31 protein-coding genes and 9 tRNA genes are annotated in these 25898 nt (G+C 48.0%); 16 read left to right on the top strand and 24 right to left on the bottom strand.

The genetic code is table 11. The features are described from left to right. Window positions 1-348: 348 nt before the first annotated feature. Window positions 349-1686, bottom strand: a complete 1338-nt coding sequence (locus IPJ68_05440; protein QQR78489.1) for a hypothetical protein — start codon at window positions 1684-1686, stop codon at window positions 349-351. Between the two features lie 109 nt (window positions 1687-1795). Here IPJ68_05440 and IPJ68_05445 point away from each other — a divergent pair. The 5 genes from IPJ68_05445 to IPJ68_05465 all read left to right on the top strand — a co-directional run bounded on the left by IPJ68_05445 (window position 1796) and on the right by IPJ68_05465 (window position 4146). Continuing rightward, window positions 1796-1868, top strand: a tRNA-Ala gene (locus IPJ68_05445). Window positions 1869-2099: 231 nt separating this feature from the next. Then, window positions 2100-2171, top strand: a tRNA-Arg gene (locus IPJ68_05450). 2 nt (window positions 2172-2173) lie between these two features. Beyond that, a complete protein-coding gene (locus tag IPJ68_05455) occupies window positions 2174-2512 on the top strand; it encodes a ribosome-binding factor A (GenBank protein ID QQR78490.1) in 339 nt (112 codons plus the stop codon). A gap of 13 nt (window positions 2513-2525) precedes the next feature. Continuing rightward, on the top strand, window positions 2526-3488 hold the full coding sequence (locus IPJ68_05460; GenBank protein ID QQR78491.1) for a bifunctional oligoribonuclease/PAP phosphatase NrnA: 963 nt from the start codon (window positions 2526-2528) through the stop codon (window positions 3486-3488). 67 nt (window positions 3489-3555) lie between these two features. Then, window positions 3556-4146 carry a uracil-DNA glycosylase gene (locus IPJ68_05465; protein ID QQR78492.1) on the top strand — a complete coding sequence of 197 codons (591 nt, stop codon included), beginning with the start codon at window positions 3556-3558 and terminating at the stop codon, window positions 4144-4146. Between the two features lie 43 nt (window positions 4147-4189). Here the strand turns inward: IPJ68_05465 and IPJ68_05470 are convergent, their stop codons facing one another. The 5 genes from IPJ68_05470 to IPJ68_05490 all read right to left on the bottom strand — a co-directional run bounded on the left by IPJ68_05470 (window position 4190) and on the right by IPJ68_05490 (window position 7344). Beyond that, window positions 4190-5308: a metallophosphoesterase gene (locus IPJ68_05470; GenBank protein QQR78493.1), complete on the bottom strand. Its 1119-nt coding sequence runs from the start codon at window positions 5306-5308 to the stop codon at window positions 4190-4192. Between the two features lie 102 nt (window positions 5309-5410). After that, a tRNA-Leu gene (locus IPJ68_05475) sits at window positions 5411-5493 on the bottom strand. Between the two features lie 21 nt (window positions 5494-5514). Continuing rightward, window positions 5515-5588, bottom strand: a tRNA-Cys gene (locus IPJ68_05480). Between the two features lie 156 nt (window positions 5589-5744). Continuing rightward, window positions 5745-6296: a 3D domain-containing protein gene (locus IPJ68_05485; protein ID QQR78494.1), complete on the bottom strand. Its 552-nt coding sequence runs from the start codon at window positions 6294-6296 to the stop codon at window positions 5745-5747. Between the two features lie 661 nt (window positions 6297-6957). Beyond that, window positions 6958-7344 (bottom strand): response regulator, encoded by a 387-nt coding sequence (locus IPJ68_05490; GenBank protein QQR78495.1) that lies wholly within the window; start codon window positions 7342-7344, stop codon window positions 6958-6960. Between the two features lie 85 nt (window positions 7345-7429). On the opposite strand from IPJ68_05490, the gene IPJ68_05495 reads away from it, so the two are divergent. Both IPJ68_05495 and msrA read left to right on the top strand, forming a co-directional pair. Next, window positions 7430-7822 carry a methionine-R-sulfoxide reductase gene (locus tag IPJ68_05495; GenBank protein QQR78496.1) on the top strand — a complete coding sequence of 131 codons (393 nt, stop codon included), beginning with the start codon at window positions 7430-7432 and terminating at the stop codon, window positions 7820-7822. A 2-nt stretch (window positions 7823-7824) separates the two neighbouring features. Further along, window positions 7825-8373, top strand: a complete 549-nt coding sequence (gene msrA, locus IPJ68_05500; protein ID QQR78497.1) for a peptide-methionine (S)-S-oxide reductase MsrA — start codon at window positions 7825-7827, stop codon at window positions 8371-8373. Between the two features lie 73 nt (window positions 8374-8446). On the opposite strand, the gene IPJ68_05505 is transcribed toward msrA, so the two are convergent. After that, window positions 8447-9085 (bottom strand): hypothetical protein, encoded by a 639-nt coding sequence (locus IPJ68_05505; GenBank protein ID QQR78498.1) that lies wholly within the window; start codon window positions 9083-9085, stop codon window positions 8447-8449. Between the two features lie 118 nt (window positions 9086-9203). On the opposite strand from IPJ68_05505, the gene IPJ68_05510 reads away from it, so the two are divergent. Further along, window positions 9204-9812 (top strand): threonylcarbamoyl-AMP synthase, encoded by a 609-nt coding sequence (locus tag IPJ68_05510; GenBank protein QQR78499.1) that lies wholly within the window; start codon window positions 9204-9206, stop codon window positions 9810-9812. A gap of 327 nt (window positions 9813-10139) precedes the next feature. On the opposite strand, the gene IPJ68_05515 is transcribed toward IPJ68_05510, so the two are convergent. Both IPJ68_05515 and IPJ68_05520 read right to left on the bottom strand, forming a co-directional pair. Beyond that, entirely contained in the window at window positions 10140-10436 is a 297-nt protein-coding gene (locus IPJ68_05515; GenBank protein QQR78500.1) for a hypothetical protein, read from the bottom strand. Window positions 10437-10641: 205 nt separating this feature from the next. Further along, complete coding sequence (locus IPJ68_05520; GenBank protein ID QQR78501.1) at window positions 10642-11115, bottom strand: hypothetical protein; 474 nt, start codon at window positions 11113-11115, stop codon at window positions 10642-10644. 197 nt (window positions 11116-11312) lie between these two features. Between IPJ68_05520 and IPJ68_05525 the strand changes: the two genes are divergently transcribed. Next, window positions 11313-12095, top strand: a complete 783-nt coding sequence (locus IPJ68_05525; protein QQR78502.1) for a hypothetical protein — start codon at window positions 11313-11315, stop codon at window positions 12093-12095. Window positions 12096-12145: 50 nt separating this feature from the next. After that, on the top strand, window positions 12146-12610 hold the full coding sequence (locus IPJ68_05530; GenBank protein ID QQR78503.1) for a hypothetical protein: 465 nt from the start codon (window positions 12146-12148) through the stop codon (window positions 12608-12610). A gap of 166 nt (window positions 12611-12776) precedes the next feature. On the opposite strand, the gene IPJ68_05535 is transcribed toward IPJ68_05530, so the two are convergent. Both IPJ68_05535 and IPJ68_05540 read right to left on the bottom strand, forming a co-directional pair. Next, entirely contained in the window at window positions 12777-13196 is a 420-nt protein-coding gene (locus tag IPJ68_05535; GenBank protein QQR78504.1) for a hypothetical protein, read from the bottom strand. Window positions 13197-13455: 259 nt separating this feature from the next. Further along, window positions 13456-13845, bottom strand: a complete 390-nt coding sequence (locus IPJ68_05540) for a helix-turn-helix transcriptional regulator (protein QQR78505.1) — start codon at window positions 13843-13845, stop codon at window positions 13456-13458. Between the two features lie 137 nt (window positions 13846-13982). Here IPJ68_05540 and IPJ68_05545 point away from each other — a divergent pair, with 137 nt between their 5' ends. From IPJ68_05545 to IPJ68_05555, 3 genes are read left to right on the top strand one after another with little or no spacing between them, the layout of a single operon-like run. Beyond that, window positions 13983-14204, top strand: a complete 222-nt coding sequence (locus IPJ68_05545; GenBank protein QQR78506.1) for a hypothetical protein — start codon at window positions 13983-13985, stop codon at window positions 14202-14204. 49 nt (window positions 14205-14253) lie between these two features. Continuing rightward, complete coding sequence (locus IPJ68_05550; protein QQR78507.1) at window positions 14254-14934, top strand: NAD(P)-binding domain-containing protein; 681 nt, start codon at window positions 14254-14256, stop codon at window positions 14932-14934. Between the two features lie 4 nt (window positions 14935-14938). Then, complete coding sequence (locus IPJ68_05555) at window positions 14939-15640, top strand: SDR family oxidoreductase (GenBank protein QQR78508.1); 702 nt, start codon at window positions 14939-14941, stop codon at window positions 15638-15640. Window positions 15641-15782: 142 nt separating this feature from the next. Here IPJ68_05555 and IPJ68_05560 read toward each other — a convergent pair whose 3' ends face one another. From IPJ68_05560 to IPJ68_05580, 5 genes are all read right to left on the bottom strand, one after another. After that, window positions 15783-15989, bottom strand: coding sequence for a hypothetical protein (locus IPJ68_05560; protein ID QQR78509.1), 207 nt, complete (start codon window positions 15987-15989; stop codon window positions 15783-15785). Between the two features lie 157 nt (window positions 15990-16146). After that, entirely contained in the window at window positions 16147-16461 is a 315-nt protein-coding gene (locus IPJ68_05565) for a hypothetical protein (protein ID QQR78510.1), read from the bottom strand. A 525-nt stretch (window positions 16462-16986) separates the two neighbouring features. Beyond that, complete coding sequence (locus IPJ68_05570; GenBank protein QQR78511.1) at window positions 16987-18114, bottom strand: DUF4238 domain-containing protein; 1128 nt, start codon at window positions 18112-18114, stop codon at window positions 16987-16989. A 142-nt stretch (window positions 18115-18256) separates the two neighbouring features. Beyond that, window positions 18257-18745 (bottom strand): hypothetical protein, encoded by a 489-nt coding sequence (locus IPJ68_05575; GenBank protein QQR78512.1) that lies wholly within the window; start codon window positions 18743-18745, stop codon window positions 18257-18259. Between the two features lie 6 nt (window positions 18746-18751). Continuing rightward, window positions 18752-19804, bottom strand: a complete 1053-nt coding sequence (locus tag IPJ68_05580; GenBank protein ID QQR78513.1) for an MBL fold metallo-hydrolase — start codon at window positions 19802-19804, stop codon at window positions 18752-18754. A gap of 157 nt (window positions 19805-19961) precedes the next feature. On the opposite strand from IPJ68_05580, the gene IPJ68_05585 reads away from it, so the two are divergent. After that, a complete protein-coding gene (locus IPJ68_05585; protein ID QQR78514.1) occupies window positions 19962-20657 on the top strand; it encodes a hypothetical protein in 696 nt (231 codons plus the stop codon). A 755-nt stretch (window positions 20658-21412) separates the two neighbouring features. On the opposite strand, the gene IPJ68_05590 is transcribed toward IPJ68_05585, so the two are convergent. The 8 genes from IPJ68_05590 to IPJ68_05625 form a co-directional block, all read right to left on the bottom strand. Further along, window positions 21413-21484: transfer RNA gene (locus tag IPJ68_05590), tRNA-Gly, on the bottom strand. A gap of 78 nt (window positions 21485-21562) precedes the next feature. Beyond that, window positions 21563-21635 (bottom strand) — tRNA-Ile (locus tag IPJ68_05595). A 26-nt stretch (window positions 21636-21661) separates the two neighbouring features. Further along, window positions 21662-21733 (bottom strand) — tRNA-Phe (locus IPJ68_05600). A gap of 138 nt (window positions 21734-21871) precedes the next feature. Then, a tRNA-Val gene (locus tag IPJ68_05605) sits at window positions 21872-21945 on the bottom strand. Between the two features lie 312 nt (window positions 21946-22257). Further along, window positions 22258-22341 (bottom strand) — tRNA-Leu (locus tag IPJ68_05610). 5 nt (window positions 22342-22346) lie between these two features. Beyond that, a complete protein-coding gene (locus tag IPJ68_05615) occupies window positions 22347-22586 on the bottom strand; it encodes a GIY-YIG nuclease family protein (protein ID QQR78515.1) in 240 nt (79 codons plus the stop codon). A gap of 109 nt (window positions 22587-22695) precedes the next feature. Next, window positions 22696-23160, bottom strand: a complete 465-nt coding sequence (gene rplS / locus IPJ68_05620; protein QQR78516.1) for a 50S ribosomal protein L19 — start codon at window positions 23158-23160, stop codon at window positions 22696-22698. Window positions 23161-23246: 86 nt separating this feature from the next. Continuing rightward, complete coding sequence (locus IPJ68_05625; protein QQR78517.1) at window positions 23247-24227, bottom strand: RluA family pseudouridine synthase; 981 nt, start codon at window positions 24225-24227, stop codon at window positions 23247-23249. Between the two features lie 314 nt (window positions 24228-24541). Between IPJ68_05625 and IPJ68_05630 the strand changes: the two genes are divergently transcribed. Next, window positions 24542-25189, top strand: a complete 648-nt coding sequence (locus IPJ68_05630; protein QQR78518.1) for a redoxin domain-containing protein — start codon at window positions 24542-24544, stop codon at window positions 25187-25189. A 101-nt stretch (window positions 25190-25290) separates the two neighbouring features. After that, entirely contained in the window at window positions 25291-25875 is a 585-nt protein-coding gene (locus IPJ68_05635) for a superoxide dismutase (protein ID QQR78519.1), read from the top strand. Window positions 25876-25898: the final 23 nt, after the last annotated feature.

The following is a 25898-nucleotide window of genomic DNA, read 5'->3' on the forward strand; positions in this document are numbered from 1 at the left end:
TTTCATATCGTAATTCACTCATCAAACAACAACCTTTCCATAATTTGGATGAAACATGGCATAAACCCCCCCCCCCCCCCCGCCAAACATGACTCATACCCAATACCCCTTAACCAGTGGACCGGATGTAAACCCCTGCAGGCTTCCACCTGCAACATCGACACGCTCTGCCGTTCTTGAGAGTAGCGCCCATTCTTCATTTCAAAGCCTTTCACTCTAAGTTATTGTTGGATAACAAATATTAATAAATTTTGTTACTCTCGCTCGATGTCCCAATGACATCACTTATCCATCACACCCTCCTTGATACTCTAATTTTGGATTGTTCTAGAGATAAGTGGGGGGTATTTATGAATTTATAGATTCAGAATTGTTCAAAGCTACATTATGACTAACTATATTACATTTGTCAATAGTATAAATACTCCATGCTAACATTGCTGCTATAAATGATCCTTGGTATATGTCCCAGGCATAGTGGTCAATTGACAATATAAGTATAAGGAAAATTGTAGGTATTTGAATATTATTCCATGTTTCACGTGGAACTTTTCGAAAATATTTTCGTAAAATCATTAAAAGGAGAATTGTTGGTAAGATACCAAGCTCACTAAGAACAATAAATGGTACAAAATGTATTGGTTCGTAATTCCACCATTCCAGAGGCATGTTGTCATAACTCAATCGGTAGGTACCGATTCCAGAGCCAAACAATGTTGGAGCATAATTTCCTACTTGACTTATAGCCTGACTCAATCTGGTCTTAGTAGATACGGATATATCTATATACGATAGAAGTGTAAATGCCACAATCGAAGCAAGTAAAACTGTAGTGACTATCACATGTTTCACGTGGAACATAGAAATAAGTTTTTTTTTGTACATGAACAGTATCATGAGCATAAGAAATATAATCATGAGTTTTGATTGAGTCAACAATATTGACATGGTAGTAAATAGGACTATGGGATACAGAAATAGATGTTTCACGTGGAACAAATATCGGCGAAATAAGTATATAAAAATGAGTACAAACATAGCATAGACTGCGAAAACATTAGGATGAGGAAATGTACCGTAACCACGTAATACTAGATGTCCAAATATATGTGCTTTCGCAACATTCAATGCACCAAGCGACAGAATTGATTCATTTAATGCTTTGACTCCAATAGATGATCCATGTATAACCTGGTAACCCGAGATAAACAACTGGAATAATGTACTGAAGGAAAATATATATACAAGATCTATAATAAATTTCGTTCCACGTGAAACAAATTGATTTTGTATTAATACTATCGCTCCAAAAATAAGTGAAAAATGTAGCGCGCTACTAATTGAGAGTCGTACATCAATTGAGGCAAAAATATTCATGGTTAAAAATATCAACAATAGTATCCATAAAATATTACGTTCCACGTGGAACTCATTTTTTACCTGATTAATAATAGATGTAACTATTGACTTTTCTTCTCTTTTCTTGTTTATAATGTGTATAAGAAGTGCAATAGCGAGAATAATCTCTCCAATATATATAGATATATCCATATATTCGCTGAAAGCCGCATGAAATCCACTCCGACTAGGATCAAGTATGATACGCCAAGAAAACGGAATTTGCCCGATATAGGCATAAACCAATACTTGCTCAATATCTTTGAGTGAAACCGGGATAGTTTTCATATTTCAGCCCTCCAGTATAGCGTACACATAATAATTATCCAGTTCAGGTCATTGACGTATCAGGAATTATCGATATGATTGTAAGGTGCTCCGCGGTTTTTTTCGATAAGGGCCATTAGCTCATTTGGTAGAGCACTTCCATGGCATGGAAGGGGTGACCGGTTCGAATCCGGTATGGTCCACCCCATTAAATTACGTCTCTTAGCTATTCAGGATTTTTACAGCCTCTTTACAGCCATTGAGGCTGGTATTTTTAGATAATCAGAATTAATATATTCAGTTCAGTATGAAAAGTCCAACTACAAGCAAAATTATTGGATAATATCCTCACTTATCTACTAGTTATCCACAGTTCCTCTGATACAATACGCTTATCTTGCCATCGTAGCGGTTTCCCAGTATAGTACACCTTCGCCCCTGTAGCTCAATGGATAGAGCTATCCCGTCCTAAGGGAGAGATCTAGGTTCGATTCCTGGTGGGGGCACTATGCATGACCGAATTACTCAACTCAACGACCTCATCCGAGATATCCTGGGCGAGATTTTGACTCGCGAAGTTTCTTTTAAGACAGGCGTAATTATCACGCTTACTAAGGTAGTGACGGCGCGCAATCTCCGTTCAACCCATATTTTACTCAGTGTCCTCCCAGTTGAAGACCGAGGATACGTCATGAAGACGATCCAGCACGAACAGCGACATATCGAATGGCTTTTCCATAAAAAACTTTCTACTCGACCACTTCCCAAGTTGGTATTCGGATTGGATACTACTGAGGAGAAGGCAGATGAGGTCGAGCGACTTCTTCGATCAATTAAAAACGAGTAGAGCAGTACATTGTATGCGCTATTTTGGAAAGGAATTTAAGACTCTTCGTTTCGTCCTCGAACGAGCTGAAGCGGTTCTTCTCGTCGCTCATAAACGACCTGATCCAGATACGGTCGGCGCCAATTTAGCATTGAAGTACTACTTGGAGGAACAGGGGAAGCACGTCTCGATTGCCTGTTACGATCCATTTCCGGAAAATTTAAGCACGCTTTTTCATGCTGATTTTTTCCATCCGGATCAACTCGATCTCGCATCATTCGATGCTGTGATTGCAGCCGACAGTGTCGATCGGGGATTCCATCTCTTCCGTGATCGTTTTGATGAACGCCAAGTGATCACTCTCATTGATCATCACCCCGATATCGATCTTACGGCTGATATCGTAATGATTGATCCAAAGTATTCGTCATCAAGCGAACTCGTCTATCTCTTTTTCATGCACATCCAGGCGCATATCAGCAAAGATATTGCGACCGCTCTTCTTACAGGAATACTTTTTGATACCGGTAACTTTAAGCACTCTTCTGTTTCACCCCAGGTCATGGACATCGCTTCTCACCTCATGAAGCTTGGTGCGCCACTGACGAAAATTTCAAATACTATTTTTACGAACAAAAATATTTCCGCGATGAAACTTTGGGGGCTGGCATTTGAAAAAGTGAAGTTCATTCCACAAACTGGACTACTCGTTACCGCCGTCACACGCTCTGATATCGACGAGTGCGAAGCGACGCCAGATGATGTCTACCAAGTCGCCTCTATCCTTTCTACAGTACCGGAAGCCAGGTTCGCTCTCGTCCTCTCGGAACGCGATGAGACCACGGTCAGAGGTAGTCTCCGCTCATCCGAATATCACGGTGTCGATGTGTCAGCGATCGCCCACAGGCTCGGGGGTGGCGGGCACAAGCTCGCGAGTGGCTTTGAAGTGAAGGGGAAAATTGTCGAGTCAGCTGAAGGTTGGCACATCATGTCATGATGGAAACGCAGGAATCAAAAAGGGGGATGTTGTAGAGTAGAACATTTTTCCGATTACCCTAAAACTTATGGACGACAAAACACAACAACTGAAGATATTGAATGCTCGCATGGCTATCGAGTGTCCCTGCAGCCTGCGCGACTCAGCCACCCAGGCCGTACCAGGGGACGGGAGTGCTGACGCCAAGATTTTGTTTGTCGGTGAAGCGCCCGGGAAAAACGAGGACATCCAGGGGATACCTTTTGTCGGTGCGGCAGGGAAATTTCTCAATGAAATGCTTGCCACTATCGGACTTCGGCGCGAAGACATCTATATCACCAATGTTGTAAAGTATCGACCGCCCGAGAATCGTGACCCCAGCCCCGAAGAAATTGACGCTTGCATGCCCTGGCTTCACGAACAGATACGGATCATCCAGCCGTCCGTAATCGTCACCCTTGGCCGGCATGCCATGGAACACTTCATCCCCGGTAAGAAAATATCTGAAGTCCACGGCCAGGCGTTCCAACGCACCTTCCCAGATATCGGCCCCCAAGTCTTTTTCGCCCTCTATCATCCAGCGGCAGCACTCTACAATGGCAGCATGCGCCAAACACTCATCACGGACTTCAAAAATATTCCCAAGGTTGTAGAAAAAATACAAGAGCGGAGAAAATAAATCCCGAGCATGCCGGGATCTTTTCTGCGGATTAATTGGACCGTTACGGCTTTCGCAGAAGCGTGAAGAAGACGACTTCGGCGGCTGTACCGAAGCGCTGTGGCGGACCCCAACTCCCGGCACCGCTCGTCGTGTAAACGAGAGCCTCGCCCGACGGAACAGAAAAGTGCCTCAACCCGAAATCATACCCCTTGTAGACAAACCAGGTCACCCAGCTAAACGGCCACATCTGACCCTCGTGTGTGTGCCCATGTAATGTCAGGTCTGCCCCACCCTCGACGAGTTGGCCGATATTTCGCGGTACATGTTTCAGCGCAATCGTCGGCAAATCTGGATTCACCATGAGATGCATCATGACCATCTCCGTCGCTTCTGCTGTCCGTGTCGTAACGAAATCCAATCCAACAATCTGCAGACCATCCTCCACAACTCGCTTATCATTGATGACATGGAAGCCTGCAGATTCGAGCGCTTGGAGAAAACCAACCGTATCGCCATACTCTTCATGATTGCCCGAAACAAAGTACGCTGGGATACGCGCGGTGAGCGACTGGAACGGAGCGGTCACGAGATCAGCCGGAATCGGTGGGCCATCAAAATAATCACCGCCCATGAGGATAAGAGCTGGGTCCTCGGATTCGATCAAATCGGCGATATCCTGGGCCGTTTGCTGGCGATGAATATTGCCGAAGTGTGAATCAGCAAAGAACGCAATCTTTTTACCTACCCACTGATCGGGAAGGTTGGGAAGAGCAACAGACATATGTCTTGGGTGGATCTGAAAACCGTTCCAGAGCGCGAAGCCATTCAAGCCGACTGCCCCCATGAAAAAAATTAATGCAATCCAGGGGGATAATGTCCCGCCGAGTGAATCAACAATAAGCGACAGGAGCGAAAGAACTACTGCCGCGAGGAAGAGAAAATGAACCGTCCCGAGCCACATTGCCGCATAGAAATATACCGTGCGTGTCACGTCACCTGGAACGAGGCGTGTCAGGATATTTGAAACGAGAAAAGAGAAGGAGAGCACAATAACGAGCGTGAAAACAACGGTTCGCGAATGCCCAATGAGCGGCCAATAACTGTCCAACACTCGCCAGACCACCCAGTGGACAAAGGTGATCAGCGTCTGAATCACGATGAGGAATGCAGCGATACCCATAAGTATTTTTGTCTTTCTATTGTAGCAAACAGAAGTGCTAGAGGTAGGAATCGCCAACTCCAAGTTGGTCCGCATTGAGCGGAAACCTCATCTGTAAATTCGTACCGCGGGTGGGAATCGAACCCACATGACCTTACGATCCGCGGATTTTAAGTCCGCTGCGTATACCATTCCGCCACCGCGGCATTTGTCACCTTGGATGTGTATGGAGGCCAGAAGGAGAGTCGAACTCCTGTACGAGGTTTTGCAGACCTCTTCCTAACCGCTCGGACATCTGGCCAGATTGGAACATTGGCAGCCTAGCAAAGCCCAATGCGAGCGTCAATCAAAGAAAAGACACCCCCTACATGAGACGCACTCACACTCGATAAATATTAAAACAGCTTCGGAACTCAATAAATGGGAAAGTGGGGGGGTCCTCAACACACTCCTTCAGCTAATCAATGATTTTTGCCTCAAGATGCTGGCGGCCAAAGGCGAAGGCTTGTGCCTTGGTCTCCATATAGATGTCGAACTTGTTGCCCCGGATAGCACCGCCACGATCCTCACAGCGGAATTCTCCTAAGCCCTCGATTGCGATCTTGGCACCGAATGGATAGCTCGCGGGACAAGCAAGTGTGCGCCCCTCAGTCACTTTCAGTCCTGATGCCGTAACACCATCACTCTTGCCACACTCATCCGACGCGGCGGTATAGGCTGATGCATTGATGGTGAAGTATTTGCCAGTTTCAAGCTTATCCCAGAGATGGACCTGCTTTTCTTTCCAGCGAGCAAGCTTTTTCTCGTCACCCGTGAGTTCACCCTTGACTGTTACTGCCACCTTATCCGGTTCGGTTCCAAAGGTCCAGATAAGCATGAGTGGATCCGCAGCAATATCATAGCGCGACGGCATAAGCGGCAACTCCAAACTGGCCGCTGAGGCAGAAGCCACAGGAATAAACGCTGTCAACACGATAATGGTAGAAATCAAAGCGGGGAGGAATTGCATAGTATACCTTTACATATGAACTGGCGGCGTAGATCCGATCCAGTAAGACCAACATCGGCCAGGTCGGTTTTTTGAGCGCGACTAAACATACTAGCATATTTCTGTATCTGTGTCAATACTAATGATGAGTGCTCCGAGATCCTCTACTATCGCAGCTATTCAATAGCTTGCCATGGCTTGAATATGCCCTATTGACAAATTCGTGAGTATTTGTCACAATTCTTCAGCGGCTATCAGCCACAACTCGTCCACTAACAACTTGGAGAAGAATAAATGCCTAATAACGCACAAAAACGACTCTTGATAATCCTCGCAAAAGATGGTGACCCCCACTCTCAGGGGGCCCAGGTATGGCCGATCCAAACAATCTGCCATCATCTGCAAAGTCATTTCCCAGACCACTCGTACACCTTCAGTGCTGTTTGCCACTCCTTAGCGCAACTCATCACCCTACGCTGGGTGTCGACAGTAGATCACGAGGAAGCATCACGGTACCGGCTAACAGAGCAGGGACACGCTGAGGCGATGCGCCTCCGGGAGGAGCAGGCGAGTCTCGATTACGTTGAGCTTGCTCCCGATGCTGCCGGTGACTCTCACTAGGGGTCTATTAGCAACAAAAAAGGGTACCCGCAAACGTGTACCCTTTCACTTTTTCCTGAATTTACTTGATGACTTCTCGGAGGATCTTCACGACTTTCTGTGGTGTGGTCAGCGCTTTTACTAGATAGAAGTGGGTCTCGAATTGTCCGACCTTTTTGAAAGATTCTTGATCGTCCGCGTTCGAGAGGATGACGACCGGGATACGGCAGAGTTTTGGATCCGTCGACAGCTCCGCCAAAACTTCAAAACCGTTCATCTTCGGCATTTGGAGGTCGAGGATGATAGCGTCTGGGGCGTGTTCGCGGATGGCGCGCAGCCCCTCCTCGCCATCTTTGGCCAAGACCGCATCGAAGTTCTCACGGTTCAAATTGAGGAGATAGATCTCTCGGAGATCAGCATCATCATCGATGACGCAGACCTTGGGACGGATAAATGGATGCTCTTCCATAGTGATTCCAGTATACACCACACGCCCGCCCCAGTGTAGCGGTTGTCCTAGGCGCACCCGAGGCTCCGCGATATACTGTGACCATATGACATGGAATCCCCTCAACCCAGAAGAAGAACACGTCATTGTCGCTCATGGGACGGAAGCGCCCTTTTCAGGTGAATACGACACCCTCTTTGCCCCAGGCACCTATCTCTGCCGGCGTTGCAATGCCCCGCTCTATGCGGCCCAGACGAAATTTGATGCTGGTTGCGGTTGGCCGGCCTTTGATGCTGATTTCCCTGGCGCCGTGAAGCGGATCATGGATACGGATGGCCAACGGACCGAGATCCGCTGCACTCACTGCGATGGTCATCTGGGACATGTCTTCCTCGGCGAGCATCTGACCGACCAGGACACGCGCCACTGCGTGAACTCACGCTCGCTCCGTTTCATTCCCGAAGGCAAAGAGCTACCACCCGTGCTTGAAAAAGAATAATTATGAGAATCAAAAAAGCGATATTGGCTGGCGGCTGCTTCTGGTGCACCGAGGCGATCTACAAACGGCTCAGAGGTGTCCTAACCGTCACGCCCGGTTATGCCGGCGGCACGACCGAAAACCCGACCTATGAGGAGGTTTCGAGCGGGACAACCGGCCACGCCGAGGCCATCCAGATCGAATATGATGCAGACATGATTTCCTACGAAAAGCTACTCACTATTTTTTTCGCCACCCACGATCCGACGACTTTGAATCAGCAGGGGGCCGATGTCGGAACACAGTATCGTTCCGTGATTTTCTCCACAGACGAAACAGAGAAAGAGGCTGCCGAAAGCATTGTGAGAAAACTAGAGGCTGAGGGAATCTACCCCGACCCAATCGTTACCGAGATTGCGCCGTTCACTTATTTCTATCCAGCTGAAAATTATCATCGCGACTACTACGATCGCAATCGGTCCCAAGGATACTGTCATATCGTCATCAGTCCCAAAATCGCCAAGCTCATGAAGGAATACCCCGCCGACTTGAAGAACGAATTCAGAAAATAGTGTACAATACTGAGCGAGAAAAAGACGGCTCCAAAAGAAAAGATAGGCCGTCTTTTTTGTTTTTGAAATCACGTTAGGTCTCTCGGTCCGTCTTCCGCCACTCGGGAACAGAGCCAATTTTCTTTTCGATCTCAGATGCCACGCGGAGAGAACGTTCGTTCATGGGCGGAACGAGCCGGTAGTGCCGCGACAGATCCAATGCTTCGGCGATGTCGATGAGGCTGCCCTCGCTCGTCACCCACTCCGTTCCGAAACGCTTCAGATTGAATGGTCGTGAATATTCGCGCAACGTCTTCCGTCCGGTCGTCGTCAGATAGTATTCGTGGAAATAGGAGAGGGCCAGCTCACGCACCGTCCGGTAGATCGGATCGCGGTACCGCAAGACGCCATGATTCGTTTTGGATAGCGCGCCCCAGTAACCGTTCCGCCGGAAAAGTGTCACCACGTGATCGAAGTCATAACGGAGTGACCGCAGATCGAGGATGAAGGGCTCTGCTCCGTGATACCAGAGTGCGAGTGCCGCTAGGCAAGCCGCCTCGATGCAGTGCGCCTTGCCCTCGCGCAGTATCACCCGCGGTGAGTAAAATGTCGGCCCCGCCTTTTCAAAATTGAAGGGGAGGGTATCGAGATAATCCTGGATCTTCGCTGGGGTCGAGAGCCGCCGGAAAAACGCTTCTTCTTTTCTCGTCAGCCCGAAAATATTTTTTTGCATACATCCAGTATAGCGGGAAAAGAAAAATGTAGAGTCTGCCGGGGTAGGGTCTTAGCCTCTTCCGCTCGGGCCGCGTCGATGCTATGGTAAGAGTCATTCACATCACGCGACTCCTGCCATGCCAAACCCGACGCACCCTCACATCCGACCAGACTATGCTCCCGCACGAGGCATCTTGCAGGGCGGCGGAGTCGTAGTGCTCCCGACCGATACCGTCTACGGCATCGTGGCGAGTGCGCTCATCCCCGAGACCGTCGAGCGAGTCTTCCAATTACGGCAACGGGATACTCACAAGGCTGTGATCGTCCTCATCAGCAACGAGGGAGAACTGAAACGGTTTTCGATCCCTCTCGATGAACAGGCAGGCACATTCCTCCGATCCGTCTGGCCGGGGAGAGTCAGCGTGGTCCTCCCCACGACCGAACCGGCGCGCTGGACGCACTTACACCGGGGCACTGACAGCATCGCCTTCCGCATACCCGCCGATCCAGCACTCCGTGCGTTCTTGAGACGAACCGGACCGCTCATCGCGCCATCAGCCAATACCGCCGGTGAACCAGCCGCGACAAGCATCGATACCGCCAGAAAATACTTTGACGACCGGGTCGATCTCTACATCGACGGCGGCACGCTTGAAAGTGCACCATCGACCCTGGTCCGCTGGACACCTGGGGGAATCGAAATCCTCCGCCAAGGCGCGGTTCAGATCGATGAATCCCTGATCTGAAATGTCTAGACGAGCCCGGCTTCACTAAAGAAAACCCTTCGTAAGGGATCTGCCATTTCAAAAATCAAAAACAGCCTCACATGAAGCTGTTTTTGTAACTCTCGGCTGACTGGTAGTACGGTTAGGACTAATTTCGTATAAAAATGAAGACGGCTCGCTTGCGACGGGCCGTCGATGCTTTCAATGAAGCAACTCTGTTGTCTTCGGGTGGATGAAGTACTCTCCGACAAGGGACCCGGAGCACTTTGATGCACCGGCTGTGTCATCGATTTCCTCAAACTTTCTTGTGAGGCTGGAGTGTAGATCGATACAGGGTTTCCACTAAACCTATTCGATGATGATCTCTCCGCTGGAGATCATTTCATTGATCCGGCGGAATGCATACTCCATGTCGACACATCCGACACCCTTGTTCTCCGCCTGGAGACTATGAAAGAACTCCTTTCCAAATGCTCGTTCCATCGAGTCCCTCGGAGGCAAGAAGTCGAGACGCCCCTCCATGAAACCCTCGGAGTTACTCGGTGTGGCACAAACGCAGTACCCCTTACCTTCGAACAACGTCATCGCGCCATGGAACGACCACATCAATTGGTGGTACGCCCCATTAGAGATCTTGATCATCATTATTCTCCACCCCGAGATACCGCTCGGGAAAGTCGGTTGGGCAGTCTGCCAAAGTTGGTAATGAACTACAAGGGAATGATTTCCCTTTCAGAAACTTCTTTCGCAAGAATCTTCTGAAAGGGAGGGAAATCGTAGATTCACGATTTCCCGGACCAAAAGTTATGGTCTCGTCCGAGGATTATGGATCGCCGCGGATCCACTTTTATCACCAGAGATCCTCAAGCTTCTTCACACCCTGCATCTTGAGGAAACCTTCCAGGGTGCACCCATATTTTTCTACAGCCTCGTGCTTATGGGAGGCTTCGAAATTACTCCACATCTGGAGGAAGAAGCGCTCTTCTTCGATGTTGTTGAATTTCGGGTACAAAAACCACTTGGTTTCGCCCGAGTCGAGATAGACCTCGAATGCCGGGATAAACGTTTTACCAAGATTGATCCAGATATAATGGATCGCTGAGCGGCATGGCGAGAGAGGTGCGTAGAGAGACACTATGTCTTCCGGCTCCACAGCCGACAAACTCCGCTCGAAAGTCTCCCTGCTTCCATCACCGATGTGACGCCCCTTCTGAAGGTCTCGCCGCGGCCGGATATACCAGCAGCGATCTGAAAGAGGATGTTTGGCATACTTGTCAAACAGAGCAAGCGCCTGGGTCATAAATGAAGCTTTGTGGTCATTCATGGCTATCTCCTTGGGCTATTGGGCTATGATTGTGTAAGGAACAGGTATTCAAGAAATTGTCTTTACTCTTGAACGCCCAAGTATAGTCTATATTTTCATTACTGTCAATCGTAACGGTCAAGTATTATTAGTCTTTTTGCTTTATATAATGCTTTTCTTTAAATTTAAGCATAGTTGTTGTCCATCTTGTTGACAGTATGTATATTTTTTGGTATCATTTCAATATGGATAATTTGGAACAACGCCTCAGGGCTCTCGGCCTTGAGGAGAAAGAAGCAATAATCTACCTGGTCTGCCTCCGATTAGGCAAAGATACGGCTTTTCATATTGCTGAACGCTCCGGTCTGAAACGGACGACGGCCTATTTTATCTTGAACAATCTGGCCGAAAGGAGACTGGTAGCGACTGAAAAGACGAGAAAGGCCACTCTTTTTTCTCCGGCCCATCCGCGACGCCTGCAGATCCAAGTGGAGCATCAGAAGAAAGTTTTGGATGATCTCTTACCTGAGCTTGCGGCTCTCTATAACATGGATCCGGACAAGCCCACTGTTCAGGTCTTCGAGGGAGAGAACGGACTGAAGCGGGTATACGAAGACATCATTGCCGATTTGGAGAAAAAAGCAGAAGTGCTTTTTTATGGAAGTGTGGCTCACCTGGAGATATATCCCGATCTCATCCAGGCGTGGCAACGAGCTACTAAAAATAAAGTGTACCGAATCCGAGAACTTTTAAATGTCGATCAATTTCATCAGGAATATGCCCGTGAGATTTCGAAGAATAAAAATCCCCATCATATTCTCCGTTCTCTGCCCGAAGATTCGGCCGCATTCCAAAATGACAACGCGATATATGGGAACAAAGTTGTCATTTTTTCAACCAAAAATAAGCTATTTGCGACGGTCATTGAAAGCCACGACATAGCTCAGTCCTACAGAGCGATGTACGAACTAGCCTGGTTGCAAGGAAAGGATTATATGTAGGAACCCTGTTGTACGACAAAAGTCTCTGAGCTGCATGATATACTGGGCCCATGAAAAACAGTGAATCTGCATTCCGATGGATTATTGGAATTCTCAAGCGCCACGAGGTGCCCTTTGTCGTCCTCGGGGGTTTAGCCGCCCAAGCCTACGGCTCGAAGCGTGATTTAAATGATATCGACTTGGTGATACACCGGGCTGACTTCGAAAAGATCCTCCCCGAAGTACGCACATATGTCACGTACGGTCCAGAGATGAGCCGTGATGAAGAAGCCGAAGGGTACGCTATGGAGCTCAGATATGCTGAGCAGGATATCGATATCGGGGCAGAAGAAGGATGTAAAGTTCTTAATAGAGCCACGGGTAAATTTCAGCTATTGGAAACCGATTTCAACGACGTAGAGACGAAGGAAATATGTGGAATCCTGGTCCCCGTCATGAGGAAAGAGGCAGTCATTGCTGAAAAGCTGAAGTTCAATCGACCACAAGATCAGGAAGATATCCGACAAATGCAATAAACAAGTCTCTTTTCCCTCACCAGAAAAACCAAAAGCCCTGGGACCCCGAGAGTTTAATCCTTTTGAGCCGGTGTGTGAATGGCGTGCGAACTAGTTTGTATGACTGAGGCAAAAAGAAAACGACTAAGGAGTCGTTGTAGCCTCAATTGAGGCAGACGTGAAAGGATCAGAGGTCGAGCAAGATACATGCGGCTGGCGCGAGGACGATGTGCCAGTCACCCGATCGTTCGTTGTAATTGTTCTCGAGTAATACCATCTGCTGACCTTTCCAGGTGAGCATCTCGCCTTGTTTGGCGGTTTCCTCAACTGCAGCTGGTGAGAACACCGGCCAGTCGGTCTGCCGGTCACCGAGTTCGCATACCTCAAAGATGATGCTCGGCACTTCGAGGTCGTCTAGAATTTCCCAGGTGTCAGGAAAGTCAGCACCGTCCGGTTGGCCCTGCTGCTCGCCCGCTTCCTGCGCCAGTTCGCGGATGATCGACAGAGGAAAGGGCCCGTCAGTCTTCTCTTCGGAAAAGCATTGAGGAAACCCAACGAAAAGTCCTTGGACTATCTGGTCATCTTCATCGATTTCAGCGGAGGCCAAAACCAACATCAGTAGCGGATTCAGGCAGCCAATCTTACAGATCTCGGGCCAGTTCTTGTAAAGAGCCACGTCATTTCTCCTTCGCAGTAGTTTATCGGAATGACAAGGTAGGATATCTCAATTTTAAAGCTTTGTCTACCTCCAGCTCGACTCCGCTTAAGGGTAATAAAAAACGAGGCTCAGGTGAACCTTGTTTTTGTCTAAGCTGGCTGGCACAAGAGGGTGGAACTGGATTTGAATCCAGCCTCCATCACGAATACTAGCTCTTCTTGTTTCCTTTGCCCACTTCTTCAAACCTCCCGTACTTCTCACCTCGGTTTCTCCCCCAGAGAGCAAGTGCTTTCAAGACCGGGAGTAATGTCTTTCCTTCCTTGGTCAAGAAATACTCCACCCGCGCGGGGACCTCGGCGTACACCTTTCTTCCCACAATACCATCTTTTTCGAGCGCCTTGAGTTGGAGTGAGAGCATTTTTTCCGTTATCTCCGGCATGAGTTTTTTAAGTTCACCGAACCTTTTGGGCTCCTTCCTCAGGTACCACAAAACCACGGTTTTCCACTTGCCTCCGATATGGGCCATGGTGATGTCGAGCGCGCAATGGTAGGTGTGACCATTCATTTTTATGACGACCTCTTTTCCATCAAGGATCATACGATGATATCAGACCCTATTTAAATCTCCTCAACACTATACTTTTTGACAGTTATTGTAAAGAGTATATGAATGCGGTACCATTGAGCGAGTTGTTGAAAACATAATTAATCAACGGGCGGTAAGGTAAAAACACTATGCCAAACGAGATAAAGCGCGAAGAGGGGACCGAGAGCAAAGCATGGGACTGTAAGCACGAAGACAGTTCGCGGTGCTGTCATAGCTATAGTCGGGGGCGATGCTGGCTTTGGATTATTGGTGGTATCGTGCTTTTGTTCCTCACATTCCATATCGGCTGGTACGCCGCGCTCAAGTATCAGGCAACAACGGGGCCTGTCAATCAGAGCACTGGAAAATAAAAAGGGGGGATTGGTCGCTTTACCATGGAATCAATAAACTATCTTCATTATGAAAATTGGAATTCTCGGGACTGGTGTAGTCGGTCGGTCTCACGCCGAAAAGCTTGCTGGGCTTGGGCATGAGGTCATGCTTGGCACACAAGATGTTGAAAAAACGCTTGCCAGCACTGAAAAAGATGCCATGGGCAATCCGCCATTCAGTGAGTGGCACAAAGAACATCCGGATATTGCTCTCGGCACCCTGAGTGAAGCGGCCACGCATGGAGAAATTGTCTATGATGCCCTCAAAGGGGAGATAGCGCTCCCGGCGATCTCATCGCTCAAAGCAGAGCTCTCTGGAAAAATCCTGATTGATATCGCCAATCCTCTCGACTTCTCCCACGGCATGCCGCCATCGCTTTCTATCTGCAATACAGATTCGTTGGGTGAACAAATTCAAAAAGCATTGCCCGAAGTCAAAGTGGTGAAGACGTTCAATACGACCAATGCGCACTTGCAGGTCAACCCTACCCAACTGGCGGACGGGGATCATCATCTCTTCTTAAGTGGAAACGACGCCCAAGCCAAAACCAAAGTGACTGAAATTGCCAAGAGTTATGGCTGGAAGCATATTATCGACCTCGGCGACATCACGACAGCACGCGGTACGGAAATGCTTCTCCCTCTATGGCTCCGGTTGTGGGGAGCGCTCGAGACCCCTATGTTTAATTTCAAGATAGTCAAGGAGTAACCCCATGGAAATCAAGGACAAGGTCGTCATCATCACTGGTGCCTCTGGCGGTATCGGCAGCGCACTCAGTAAGCATCTCGCCCAAAAGGGAGCCAGGCTCGCGCTTGCCGCTCATTCCGAGGCTACGTTGAAAGCACTCGAACAAAGCTCGCCCGGATCACTTGCCATCCCTACAGATGTCCGCCGGTCCGAAGATGCGAAGCGCTTGGTCGATACGGCGGTCGAAAAGTATGGGCGGGTTGATATCCTCATTAACCTCGCTGGACAAGGCATGTGGGCGCCGGTCGAAAAGATCGACGTGGGAGAATACAAGAAACTTTTTGACCTCAATGTCTGCGGATATCTCCGAATGATGCAGGCGGTAATCCCCGTGATGCGTGCCCAGGGCAGCGGTGCGATCATCAATGTCAGCTCCAAACTGACCACTATGCACTTCCCCAACGAAGCCGGGTATGCTTCCACCAAGTACGCGGTGAATGACTTGACCTTGACAGCACGTCAAGAGTTGGAAAAAGACGGTATCATTGTCAGCCTCATCCGACCAAAGCTCGTTCAGACAGACTTTGGGAAGCACTCCGTCGTGCCGGAACCAGACATGCTGCGTGATGAGGACAACCCCAATCACCCTCCCTTGGATACGCCCGAGACGGTGGCCGAAAAGATTGGCGAACTCATCCGTTCTGGTGATGCCGAACTCGACCTCTAACGTGTCGAAAAGAAGCACATCACATTTACCGCTTTTCCGAGCGGTTTTTGTTTTCTCGGTTCGACTTCGTTTAGGGGTAATAAAAAAAAAGGCCCTAGTGAGCCTTGTTTTTGATGGAGCCAGTATATCTGAGACGTTCGAACTATTTTCCGTTGAGATACTTCCCTGCGACACTGAGGGCAAAGGAGGGAAGAATGATGAAAACACACGTCTGAATAAGTTTCAGAAAAAGGATACTCGGCCAGGTCCCATCAGGAGTGTCTGGTGGCACCACTATAACCATCAGGATACCAATAACCCCAAAAGCAATTGAGGCACAAATAAATACTTTTGTGGCTATCTTTTGCATGGCTCCATTATACACCTAACAAAAAACTCTTCTCTTGGGCCTCTTTTTTGAAATTGAGCTGGCTGGTACACACGGTTAGAACTTTTTACCTCAAAAGGGTGTAGTTTAAGGAAAATAAAAAATGGCCCGTACACATCGCGTGTGCACGGACCAAGGATTAGCGACTCTTCGACGGGTAGAAGTCAATCATGACGCGCTCAAATCGCACGCCGTTGATCAAGATATACCCAGCAAAGAGGCTGAGGGCGGAGTATGGCATTTTGGGCGCCATATCCACCATACATGTGGTCATTTCTCCTTCTTCGGTATGGAGGGTAAGTTCGCCATCGGTGGTGTACCGAAACGAATAGACCTGCAAGCGGCCGGTGTCCATTTGCTTCGGCAGTCCTCGGGTTCTCACAGAAACCCACATCTTTTCGCTGCCGACGAAGTACACCCGACGAATCGCCTTATTGATTGACTCCTGTTTCATGATTGAATCCTCATAGGAAAAGTGGGCGTCGATACGCCAACACTTATTTGCCCACGAGAATCAACCGAGGTTGATGAGAAGTTGAGTGCTGACGGAGAGTGTCAGCGGCATAAATGCCAATGCATACTAGCTACCTCCAGTTAGTTGTGAACGAACTGAGCATAATAGCATATTTTTATAAATTTGTCCACCCTTAGTTCGACTCCGTTTAGGGGTAATAAAAAACAAGGCTCTGGTGAGCCTTGTTATTAGCTGAGCGGGTAACGGGAGTTCCGCATCGTTCATTCGCCGTCACTCATTCACTCTTTGCCCGGGGTGGCGCCAAATGCTCATTTGTTCGCATCCGTCGACACTCGTCATCGTTTCCTTCCTGCTGAAAGGAAACTCGTCTTGTTCCCACCCGTTCGACTCCCTATCAACCCAAGAAATAAAACAAGCGCCCGATCGGACGCTTGTTTTATTTTTGAGCTGGCTAGTACAGACGGTTAGAACCAGCATCTCTGATTAATATCGCTTTTTCTTCTGTCACTGGATTTTCCAATATGAGTCAATTGGAGCTTCAATGGCCTTAGCGCCTCGAATGACATATCTCTCATAGTTTTTATTATCAATTTGAACAAATGGGTATGGTCCTTGAAATGTTGCTACTAAACTGTTCCACCAGGCACTATAGTAGTAGTGACACTTTTTATACTTTTCACCGCTTCCACATAAACACAAGTCATTTCTACCACACGTAAAGTATTCTGGTGTTACATGATGCTTGAATGATTTCCAGAAACGCTTATCTTGTTCGTACCAAAACACTTCTTTTTTTCGAGTAAAGCTCCAGTCTTTGGAAAAAACTTCTGAAGGAAAACTCGTTTGAAACACTAACTTTGATTTCTCGCACACAGATTTTTTCTTTCCTAAGCACTTCCTATACGAAGAATTAACAATCACAGCATTTATTGCCTGAAGTGCCTCTCCATGTACATCATTTATACTATTTTCAACAAAAATATCATTTGTATCCGTATTCCAAAGAACAAAGTAATACTCCGAACTAATCGGAATCAGAATAACAGTTTCCCTAAGACCAATATTTCTATTTGACACTTGTACAAGCTGACTCTTAACACCTAAAGCAGCTGTAGAAATATACTGATCACTTAAAAGAAACTCTCCCTCAAGACTTCTTATTATAGCGGTTTTATAGCATGCATTAACCGTTTCTGCTAATAACTCAATGTAGGATTCGTCTAAAATATTTTTTAAAAGAAGGGCTATCTTATGTTCAGAATCCCTAAAAGAGAACTCGGTCAATAAAGCGTTACTTCTATAGTAGTTCTTAATAAAAAGAGTCATATTCTCACTGAACCAATTCTTTACCTCAGAAAACTCACTGGATCCAACTTCAAGACCTTGAATATACTCCAATGTTTTTTTAATAACTTCTGGCAATTTACTATCAACTTCGCGTCCTAGAAAGTTTTCAACAGCATTCGGTTCTAACTGAGCGTCCTCATAGACGTACATCTCACTCATTGCGTCATTAGGAGTCGTTGCATAGGAGTTGTTATTTTTCCCAACTAAAAACTCAAAAAATTTTCCGTCATTATCGATAAAGTGAGCAAGTAATTTACGGCTTATGTAATGCTGTTTTTTTACCATATGTAATACACACTAACTGAAACTCAGATAAATTAAGAGCCAGGAATTAAACCGCGTCATTTACCACGGGACACAGTATTTTTAAGTTTATAAGTAGAGCAATCCTTTCCTAGGCCCCTTCCTTGCTTTCTCGCTCCTGTGACTAACTTTTAATAGATTCAACTCGTCTCTTAATGTAAGAGGTTTGTTTTCTATACGAAATCAAGAAAATCACAAGGAGAGAAGCAATTAAGATCCACCATTTGTAGTCTCCAAGAAATGGGACTTTGTAAGATAATAGTTCATACCCCCTCGCTGCCACTAATAACACAATAGCCGATACAAACGTACGATACATGTTGTTTGTTTCCAAAAGCACATCAATTTTTGGGTCTTCCTTTGCAGCAATTATGAAGTCGTCATATTCGGCGAACTTTATGAAGCGTGTCCATCGTAGTAATGGCTCGACGATGAGTGAAGCAAACCTGCTCACGATGAGACCGACAAAGTAGTACACAAATGCAGCAATAATCAGATTTTCGTATGTGAGAGAATACGGCGTGAGATGTTCCAGTGCTATAGAGAATAGGACGCCAGGAAATAGATAGTTAAACAGATTATAGGATGTGATTTTGTCTACGATTTTTTCCATATGGCATTATACTTCCACTTCATTAAAGAACACTTCTGGAGTGAGAGGTCCCCATCCAGGACGCTGAGGTGCGTCTTCGCTCGGATGACAGATCGCCACTCCTTTTCGAGTAGAGCCCAGACTACAACCTCGTCGTATGAGCGCGTTCACCACCTTACGCGAAGGGTGCTTTGGGTCACCTTGTAACGGGCATGAAATGAATGCGGGAAGCGGCATAAGCCGATTCAATAAAGTTGGCCCAAGATTACGCTTGCTGCCATGATGCGGTACATCTAAGAAGTCGATTTTGTTCAACGAGACACCTCTTTCTTCAGCGAAGTCAATGGCTCGTCCAAGTCCTTCTTTACCCGCATCACCAGTGAACAAGAAGCGTTTCCCATCTACTACGAGCAGAAGTACGAGGCAGGAGTTATTCTCAGGACATGTATCGGGATAATCATCCGACAGGGTTTCGATGTGGAGCGCCTCGGCGACCCAGCTAACCGCCTCTTTCACGGCTCCGATGAATTGCTCTATTTTGTGCTCTTCTTTTACCTCTGGCGTTACACCAAAGTTGGCGAGTAGGAGTTGATAATACTCTTTGGTAGGACCAAGAACATACAGACCGTCATGTATTTCCTCGCCCGCAAACGGCTGAACAATCGGTATTCCTTTCTCGCTGGCAAGATCGGTAAGAGTGGAGAGTGTCCCAAGTGATTTCTCGAGATATTTTTTCAGCCCCTCCTGCGTTACTGTTGTGTTCGTCATCTTCTGAATAGTCTTTGTGTAGTCCCAAGGACAATGGACGATTAACTTGCCAACGGTTAGGCCCTCAAGAACTTCAGACAAGCCAGATATATGGTCATTGTGGAGATGCGAAGCAATAACGGCATCTACGAAGAGTGTACCGTAATGCGTTTTGACATGTTCAACAAGCGCCTTGCCTGACTCTCTGGTTCCGCCATCTATGACGATGACGTGTTGTGTTTGTGGAGAGCTAAAGTCTCCGTACCGAATTGCAATCGCGTCTCCTCCTTTTTTTCCAACCCCTACGGGAATGTAATCTACTTGGTGTGCCATACTGCCGCAATAAATTATTACTCTGCCACATTAAAGGAAGGGCAGAAATTCCTTTATTGTCCTCTATGGTACGCTTCTTTCTGAAGAAGTCAATAGTAAAAGTGTCAACAAACTGTCAACTATTGCATTTTGAGGGAATTTATCCTAGTATGGATTCATGGAACACCCTCTTCAAAACAAGCTCCTAGAGCTTTCCCAGCGATACGATCTTAGCCAGATGGGTCTCCGAGAAATCGGCCGACTCGTAGGAGAAGAACATCCTCAAAAAATCAAATTCCATTTGCGGAAGATCGGGCTTCTGGGAACAGGAAAGCGCCCCAGACCGAAAAAGAGTCACAGAGTGACAATTCCCCTCTCTCAGAACAAAAAGATTCTTTCAATACCTATTCTTGGGGCAGCAAACTGTGGAGAAGCAACAACCCTGGCTGAAGCAAGATTAGATGGGATTTTGCCCGTATCAAGAAAATTAATCCCTGCTCCCCATAGGGACAGAGAATTGTTCGCCGTAAAGGCTTCTGGGAAATCAATGAATCGTGCAGATTTAGACGGGAAGAGTATTGAGGACGGTGATTTTGTCATAGTCGATAGGGAAGAGATAGATGTAAAAAACGGTGACTATGTCCTTTCCATAATTGGTGGTCTCGCTAATATCAAAAAGTACTTTGAAGACAAAGAGCATGATCAAATTGTCTTAGAATCAGAGTCTACGAACTTCTTTCCTCCTATACATATTCACAGAGAGGACCTGGACAATTACTTTTTAAATGGAAAGGTAGTAAGTGTTATAAAAGCAAGAAAGAAAGTTGAGGAAGAGTACTCCGTTGAACCCATACCCAGTTGGGACAACTACTGACCTAAAAATTCACCTCTGGACTTGTCCTGGCACGGCCGAGGGATTCAGAATTAGAAAAGTCTAAAAAGTATACATCCAATCAAAAGTGGCTCCTCTGGGGTCGTTTTTTGATGTCCTGAACTTGTTTTATGTAAATAAAAAAGGCCGTTTCCCGTTCGGGGCGTACCTCAATCAACCGAATGAAGGATTCAATGTGGATCTGGTTTCAGTCCCTTGATGTACGCAAACCGACGACGTAGCCATCCATCAAGATTCGCCTTCTGAAGACCGACAGCGTTGCTAACATCCTTCAGCCTCGGATTTGGTCCCGCAACGAGAATCCTCTCGGGAAATGGTACATTAGGAACTCGTCCGAAGTGTCGATAATACCCCCAGAAATTCTTATGAAGCGGATACTTCTCGGGGTCGTGAACATTGAGGGCCACAGCCTGATAGATCACAGGCCACCAGTCATGCCAGTCACCAGAAATCATGTCATTACTCCTCAGAGGTTTCGTTGAATGACAGTATAAACTACCAAAACTTTAAAGTCTTGTCCACCCCTAGTTCGAACGCCCGCCTTGGGTAAATAATTAAGGCTCGGGTGAGCCTTGATATTAGCTGAGCGGGTAACGGGAGTTCCGCATCGTTCATTCGCCGTCACTCATTCACTCTTTGCCCGGGGTGGCGCCAAATGCTCATTTGTTCGCATCCGTCGACACTCGTCATCGTTTCCTTCCTGCTGAAAGGAAACTCGTCTTGTTCCCACCCGTCTGAGCGGGTAACGGGAGTCGAACCCGTATCTTGACCTTGGCAAGGTCACATAATAGCCGCTATACGATACCCGCCTACGGCGGGCAGGCCCGCTTTGGCTTTTTTCTGTCTCACGGACTACTCTAACGCAAAACCTGGCACTCGACAACCTGTGGGACTGGATGGATTCGAACCATCGACCAAGCGGTTATGAGCCGCCTGCTCTAACCGCTGAGCTACAGTCCCAGGCGGGAGAATGGGATGAAACCCGGTGCCGGGGGGCAGAATTGAACTGCCGACGCAAGGATTTTCAGTCCTTCGCTCTACCACTGAGCTACCCCGGCGAAACATAACTATTATCCCGGAACTACCGAAAAAAGCAATCTTTTTTGCTCTGACTGCCGGCTTTCCGGTGGTGGGCAGTAGAGGACACTCGAACCTGTGACCCCCTCGGCTCGCCACGTACCAAAATGACTTGCCTGTGGACGATGCTGGACTCGAACCAGCGGCCCTCTCGGTGTAAACGAGATGCTCTAACCAACTGAGCTAATCGTCCGATTTTAGTACGGGGTGAATAAGCGAGGGCTCCCCGCCCGTACCAAACGGTACGTTCGGGCGGGTAACCAACTGAGCTAACTGCCCGTCTCACTATCGTACCGAGGGTCTTCCAAAAAAGAAAGCTGGTCAACCAAGTACCAGCCTTCTTCCATTGTGCCCAAGAGAGGACTCGGTCACGAATAATTTCCAAGGAAATTTTCTCGACCCCACCTCGCGGTCTGCTTTTGCAGACATCGCTCCGGTTTTCTCCTCCTCACACAAGCCAAGCAGTTGGCTTGTTCCTTGTTCTCAAACTCACTCCGTTCCTTTGTGCCCAAGAGAGGACTCGAACCTCCAATCCCTTGCGGGAACTAGCACCTCAAGCTAGCGCGTATACCAATTCCGCCACCTGGGCATATTCTACAGGGACTTCAAAAACTCTCTTCCGACTCCTGACTTAAGATACTTTTCGAATTCTCTTGCTTCGCCTCGCGTTTGAAATTCTCTGGTGTAGAAAACTTCAAATGGGATACGACTACGATTTGAGGATGTCTTTCCTGCGTTGTGCTGATCAAGTCTCTTTTGTACATCGAATGACATCCCAATGTACAAAAAACCATCTTTTTTACTTCTCAGAGCGTAGACAAAATAATTCTTCATAACACAGTGACGCGCTAGCGCGTATACCCCTGCCTGCCGGCAGTGTCAGGCCTGTCTACCGACAGGTAGAAATTCCGCCACCTGGGCATCTAGCACGGGAACTGCATCGTTATTCTGACTTCGCTTCCGTCGGCGTTTCTTCTGCGCTTGCTGTAGCGGCTGCCTGTACTTCTTTCACGACGTCCTGCACATCCTGGCCCGCCTTGCCGATTTCGAACGGGACCTCTTTCAATTTCTTGCCGATGACCTTAGCACTCTTGGTCCGGACAAAATACAGTTTACCACGACGGGCTTTGGTCCGCTTCATAAGTTCAATCGACTCCACCTGCGAGGAAAGCAGTGGGAAAATGATTTCGACACCAATACCGGAAGAGACCTTGCGGACAGTCACGGTCTGAGATGAGCTCTGGCCACCCTTGATCGCGATGACCATACCCTGGAACATCTGAATACGAGTCTTCTCGCCTTCCTTGATCTTGCGACGCACCTTCACCACGTCTCCGGCTTGGAGCTCAGGGAGATCAGTCCGCGCGGCGCGAAGGTTGTTGTTGAATTCGACGAGTTTCTGGTGCATAGCTGTGGTATTTTCCCAAATCAGAATCTAATCACAGAGTAGAGTAATAAAGAAGAAGCCTTGTTTCAAACGCACAAAAGGCTTCATCAAGCGTTCCAATCATAGCCCCTTCCTGCTTCGGCGTCAAGCATTTTTAGTGTATCCCGGAAATAGCGGGGGAGCGGCGCTTCATAACGATACTTGTGTCGGCCCAGCTGGAAACGCAGCTCGGCCGCATGCAGGAGCTGAAACGGCGGTTTCAGAGTGTCCCGGTGATGCTCTTTGAAGCGATAGAGTCGATCACCCACAATCGGGTGGCCGAGAACTGATAGGTGAACCCGGATTTGATGCGTCCGGCCAGTTTTTGGCTTTACAGAGACATAATCATACCCTGTATAACGTGTGCGTAAAGCGTATTCTGTCACCGCTTCTCGGAGCTCCCCGCCGAATTCCCGCTTTCCAGCTGGGACCGACCGCTTTTTCTCACCCTTCACGCGGCCGATAGGGAGATTGATACTCCCGCTTGGCTCAGACAGATTACCGTGTACCAGAGCAAAATACGTCTTTTCAATCTGGCGTTCCTGAAAAAGCTTCTTTAGAGCCTTAAACGCTTTCGGTGTCTTGGCGATGAGGACAAGTCCTGAAGTGTCCTTGTCCAATCGATGAACCATGCCGGGCCGCTTTTCTTCCTCCCCAATCCCCATAATCTGTGGATAAGTCGTGGATATCCAGTCAGTTACCGTTAATTGGCGCAAATTCCCCGCTGGATGCATCGCGATACCTGCTGGCTTTGAGAGGACGAGGAAGGCTTCGGTCTCAGCGATAACGGTTGGCTTCAGGGAAGCGGCTAATTCTTCGGTATTATTTTGTTGCTTCGTCAGCCTCATTCCGTCCAGATGCACTACCATGCCTGGTTTCAGCCGGAGTCCCGGTCGTATAATCAACTTTCCGGCAATCGTCACTGAATCAGACGCAATCAGTGTTTGCACCACTGGACGGGTGAGGTCAGCCCGGGCCTCCACGAGAAAATGATCGAGGCGCCAACCATTATGTTTCTCCTTTACAAAAAAGGTGATTCGCTGGTCCATAATCAGTCTCGTTGTCTCATAAATTCACGCTTCGCATTCACCCGTCCCGAGTCTATGGGCTTGTCCACGGGTTATACCTATAAGTCAGGTCTCAGCATGCCATCTGGTACCGAACCTGTCAATGCCACTTGTATTTCCAGTGATGATATAAACACTACTGGTAGTATTTATACTCAGTATTGTTGTGAATAAAACGCTTTTACCAGGGAAGTTTGACTACGAGTTGACACACCTAATTGACCTCTCTATCATGGTGAAGCGCTTCCGATTTTCGGGGTCGCCAAACACAAGCGTAATTCACTTTTTTCATCATTATGAACCAACAAGAAGGTTGCTGCGGAAGCGGGTGCTGTGACGAGCCGGGGACTGACACACTAGGATATTTCCCCATCATCGGCGAGACTGTGCCCAACCTCGAATTCGATTACTATCACCAAGAGGGCTTCCATCACTCGCATTTCTCCGACTATCGAGGCAAGTGGGTGGTCGTCTTCTTCTACCCCGGCGACTTTACCTTCGTCTGTCCGACCGAACTGCAGGAGCTGGCAGCCAACTACGATAAATTTCAGGCACTCGGAGCGGAAGTGCTTTCGGTAAGCACCGACTCCAAGCATGTCCACAAAGCGTGGCATGATCAATCCGCTGCCGTGAAGCATGTCCAGTTCCCGATGCTTGCTGATCCGTCCGGCGACATCTCGGACGCCTTCGGAGTCCTCATTCAGGACCGCAAGGGCGAGGACTACGGGCTGGCACTGCGCGGTTCCTTCCTCATCGATCCGGACGGTGTCCTCCAAGCCTATGAGATTCATGCCAACAATGTCGGTCGTAGCGCCGATGAGCTCCTTCGGAAGCTTGAAGCGGCAATCTTCGTCCGCGAGCATCACGGCGAAGTCTGCCCCGCCAACTGGAAGAAGGGCAGCAAGACACTAAAGCCCGGTATCGATCTCGTGGGGAAAATCTAATTACCAAACACGAGCGCCTTTGATGACAGAGTGAGTGAGTCAGTGACAAGCACGCAAGAGACTCATGAACGAAAGTATGAAAGGACAAGCGCACCAAACATATGGCCTACAGCGCAATAAATTATTCGCATCTCCTCGGGCTTACTGGTTTTTCTGACACGCTTCTCAATAACCACTTCACGCTTTACGAAGGCTACGTGAAAAACACGAACGCGCTCTCGGACAAGTTGAAAGCGCTCACCGAAAAAGGTGAATTCGCAACACCGGAATTTGCTGAGTTCAAGCGCCGCTTCGGCTGGGAGTGGAACGGCATGCGCCTGCACGAGCTCTATTTCGGCAACCTGGCCAAGGAAACCACCACCCTTGCTGATGGCCCACTCAAGGAAAAACTTGTCGCCGCCTATGGCAGCATCGAGAACTGGGAGAAGAACTTCGTAGGTACCGGGAGTATGCGTGGCATCGGCTGGGTCGTCCTCGCTCATGATGCCGAGACAGGCAAGCTCTACAATGTCTGGGTGAATGAACACGATATGGGGCACCTGGTCGGCACTATGCCGCTCCTCGTCATGGACGTTTTCGAGCACGCGTTCGTGATCGATTACGGCCTCAAGCGCGCCGACTATATCGCAGCTTTCATGCGTTCGATCGATTGGAAAGTGGTCGGGAAACGTTTCGAGCAGCGCTAGCGTTTACTAACACGTTCCTTTGA

It is taken from the genome of Candidatus Moraniibacteriota bacterium (genome assembly GCA_016699425.1).
GTDB lineage: Bacteria > Patescibacteriota > Minisyncoccia > Moranbacterales > UBA1568 > SSEF01.

Excerpts from the sequence above, each read along its gene's own strand:
- IPJ68_05440 (QQR78489.1), bottom strand. The coding sequence starts at position 1,686 with ATGAAAACTATCCCGGTTTCACTCAAAGATATTGAGCAAGTATTGGTT.
- IPJ68_05455 (QQR78490.1), top strand. The coding sequence starts at position 2,174 with ATGCATGACCGAATTACTCAACTCAACGACCTCATCCGAGATATCCTG.
- IPJ68_05460 (QQR78491.1), top strand. The coding sequence starts at position 2,526 with ATGCGCTATTTTGGAAAGGAATTTAAGACTCTTCGTTTCGTCCTCGAA.
- IPJ68_05465 (QQR78492.1), top strand. The coding sequence starts at position 3,556 with ATGGACGACAAAACACAACAACTGAAGATATTGAATGCTCGCATGGCT.
- IPJ68_05470 (QQR78493.1), bottom strand. The coding sequence starts at position 5,308 with ATGGGTATCGCTGCATTCCTCATCGTGATTCAGACGCTGATCACCTTT.
- IPJ68_05485 (QQR78494.1), bottom strand. The coding sequence starts at position 6,296 with ATGCAATTCCTCCCCGCTTTGATTTCTACCATTATCGTGTTGACAGCG.
- IPJ68_05490 (QQR78495.1), bottom strand. The coding sequence starts at position 7,344 with ATGGAAGAGCATCCATTTATCCGTCCCAAGGTCTGCGTCATCGATGAT.
- IPJ68_05495 (QQR78496.1), top strand. The coding sequence starts at position 7,430 with ATGACATGGAATCCCCTCAACCCAGAAGAAGAACACGTCATTGTCGCT.
- msrA (QQR78497.1), top strand. The coding sequence starts at position 7,825 with ATGAGAATCAAAAAAGCGATATTGGCTGGCGGCTGCTTCTGGTGCACC.
- IPJ68_05505 (QQR78498.1), bottom strand. The coding sequence starts at position 9,085 with ATGCAAAAAAATATTTTCGGGCTGACGAGAAAAGAAGAAGCGTTTTTC.
- IPJ68_05510 (QQR78499.1), top strand. The coding sequence starts at position 9,204 with ATGCCAAACCCGACGCACCCTCACATCCGACCAGACTATGCTCCCGCA.
- IPJ68_05515 (QQR78500.1), bottom strand. The coding sequence starts at position 10,436 with ATGATGATCAAGATCTCTAATGGGGCGTACCACCAATTGATGTGGTCG.
- IPJ68_05520 (QQR78501.1), bottom strand. The coding sequence starts at position 11,115 with ATGAATGACCACAAAGCTTCATTTATGACCCAGGCGCTTGCTCTGTTT.
- IPJ68_05525 (QQR78502.1), top strand. The coding sequence starts at position 11,313 with ATGTATATTTTTTGGTATCATTTCAATATGGATAATTTGGAACAACGC.
- IPJ68_05530 (QQR78503.1), top strand. The coding sequence starts at position 12,146 with ATGAAAAACAGTGAATCTGCATTCCGATGGATTATTGGAATTCTCAAG.
- IPJ68_05540 (QQR78505.1), bottom strand. The coding sequence starts at position 13,845 with ATGATCCTTGATGGAAAAGAGGTCGTCATAAAAATGAATGGTCACACC.
- IPJ68_05545 (QQR78506.1), top strand. The coding sequence starts at position 13,983 with ATGCCAAACGAGATAAAGCGCGAAGAGGGGACCGAGAGCAAAGCATGG.
- IPJ68_05550 (QQR78507.1), top strand. The coding sequence starts at position 14,254 with ATGAAAATTGGAATTCTCGGGACTGGTGTAGTCGGTCGGTCTCACGCC.
- IPJ68_05555 (QQR78508.1), top strand. The coding sequence starts at position 14,939 with ATGGAAATCAAGGACAAGGTCGTCATCATCACTGGTGCCTCTGGCGGT.
- IPJ68_05560 (QQR78509.1), bottom strand. The coding sequence starts at position 15,989 with ATGCAAAAGATAGCCACAAAAGTATTTATTTGTGCCTCAATTGCTTTT.
- IPJ68_05565 (QQR78510.1), bottom strand. The coding sequence starts at position 16,461 with ATGAAACAGGAGTCAATCAATAAGGCGATTCGTCGGGTGTACTTCGTC.
- IPJ68_05570 (QQR78511.1), bottom strand. The coding sequence starts at position 18,114 with ATGGTAAAAAAACAGCATTACATAAGCCGTAAATTACTTGCTCACTTT.
- IPJ68_05575 (QQR78512.1), bottom strand. The coding sequence starts at position 18,745 with ATGGAAAAAATCGTAGACAAAATCACATCCTATAATCTGTTTAACTAT.
- IPJ68_05580 (QQR78513.1), bottom strand. The coding sequence starts at position 19,804 with ATGGCACACCAAGTAGATTACATTCCCGTAGGGGTTGGAAAAAAAGGA.
- IPJ68_05585 (QQR78514.1), top strand. The coding sequence starts at position 19,962 with ATGGAACACCCTCTTCAAAACAAGCTCCTAGAGCTTTCCCAGCGATAC.
- IPJ68_05615 (QQR78515.1), bottom strand. The coding sequence starts at position 22,586 with ATGAAGAATTATTTTGTCTACGCTCTGAGAAGTAAAAAAGATGGTTTT.
- rplS (QQR78516.1), bottom strand. The coding sequence starts at position 23,160 with ATGCACCAGAAACTCGTCGAATTCAACAACAACCTTCGCGCCGCGCGG.
- IPJ68_05625 (QQR78517.1), bottom strand. The coding sequence starts at position 24,227 with ATGGACCAGCGAATCACCTTTTTTGTAAAGGAGAAACATAATGGTTGG.
- IPJ68_05630 (QQR78518.1), top strand. The coding sequence starts at position 24,542 with ATGAACCAACAAGAAGGTTGCTGCGGAAGCGGGTGCTGTGACGAGCCG.
- IPJ68_05635 (QQR78519.1), top strand. The coding sequence starts at position 25,291 with ATGGCCTACAGCGCAATAAATTATTCGCATCTCCTCGGGCTTACTGGT.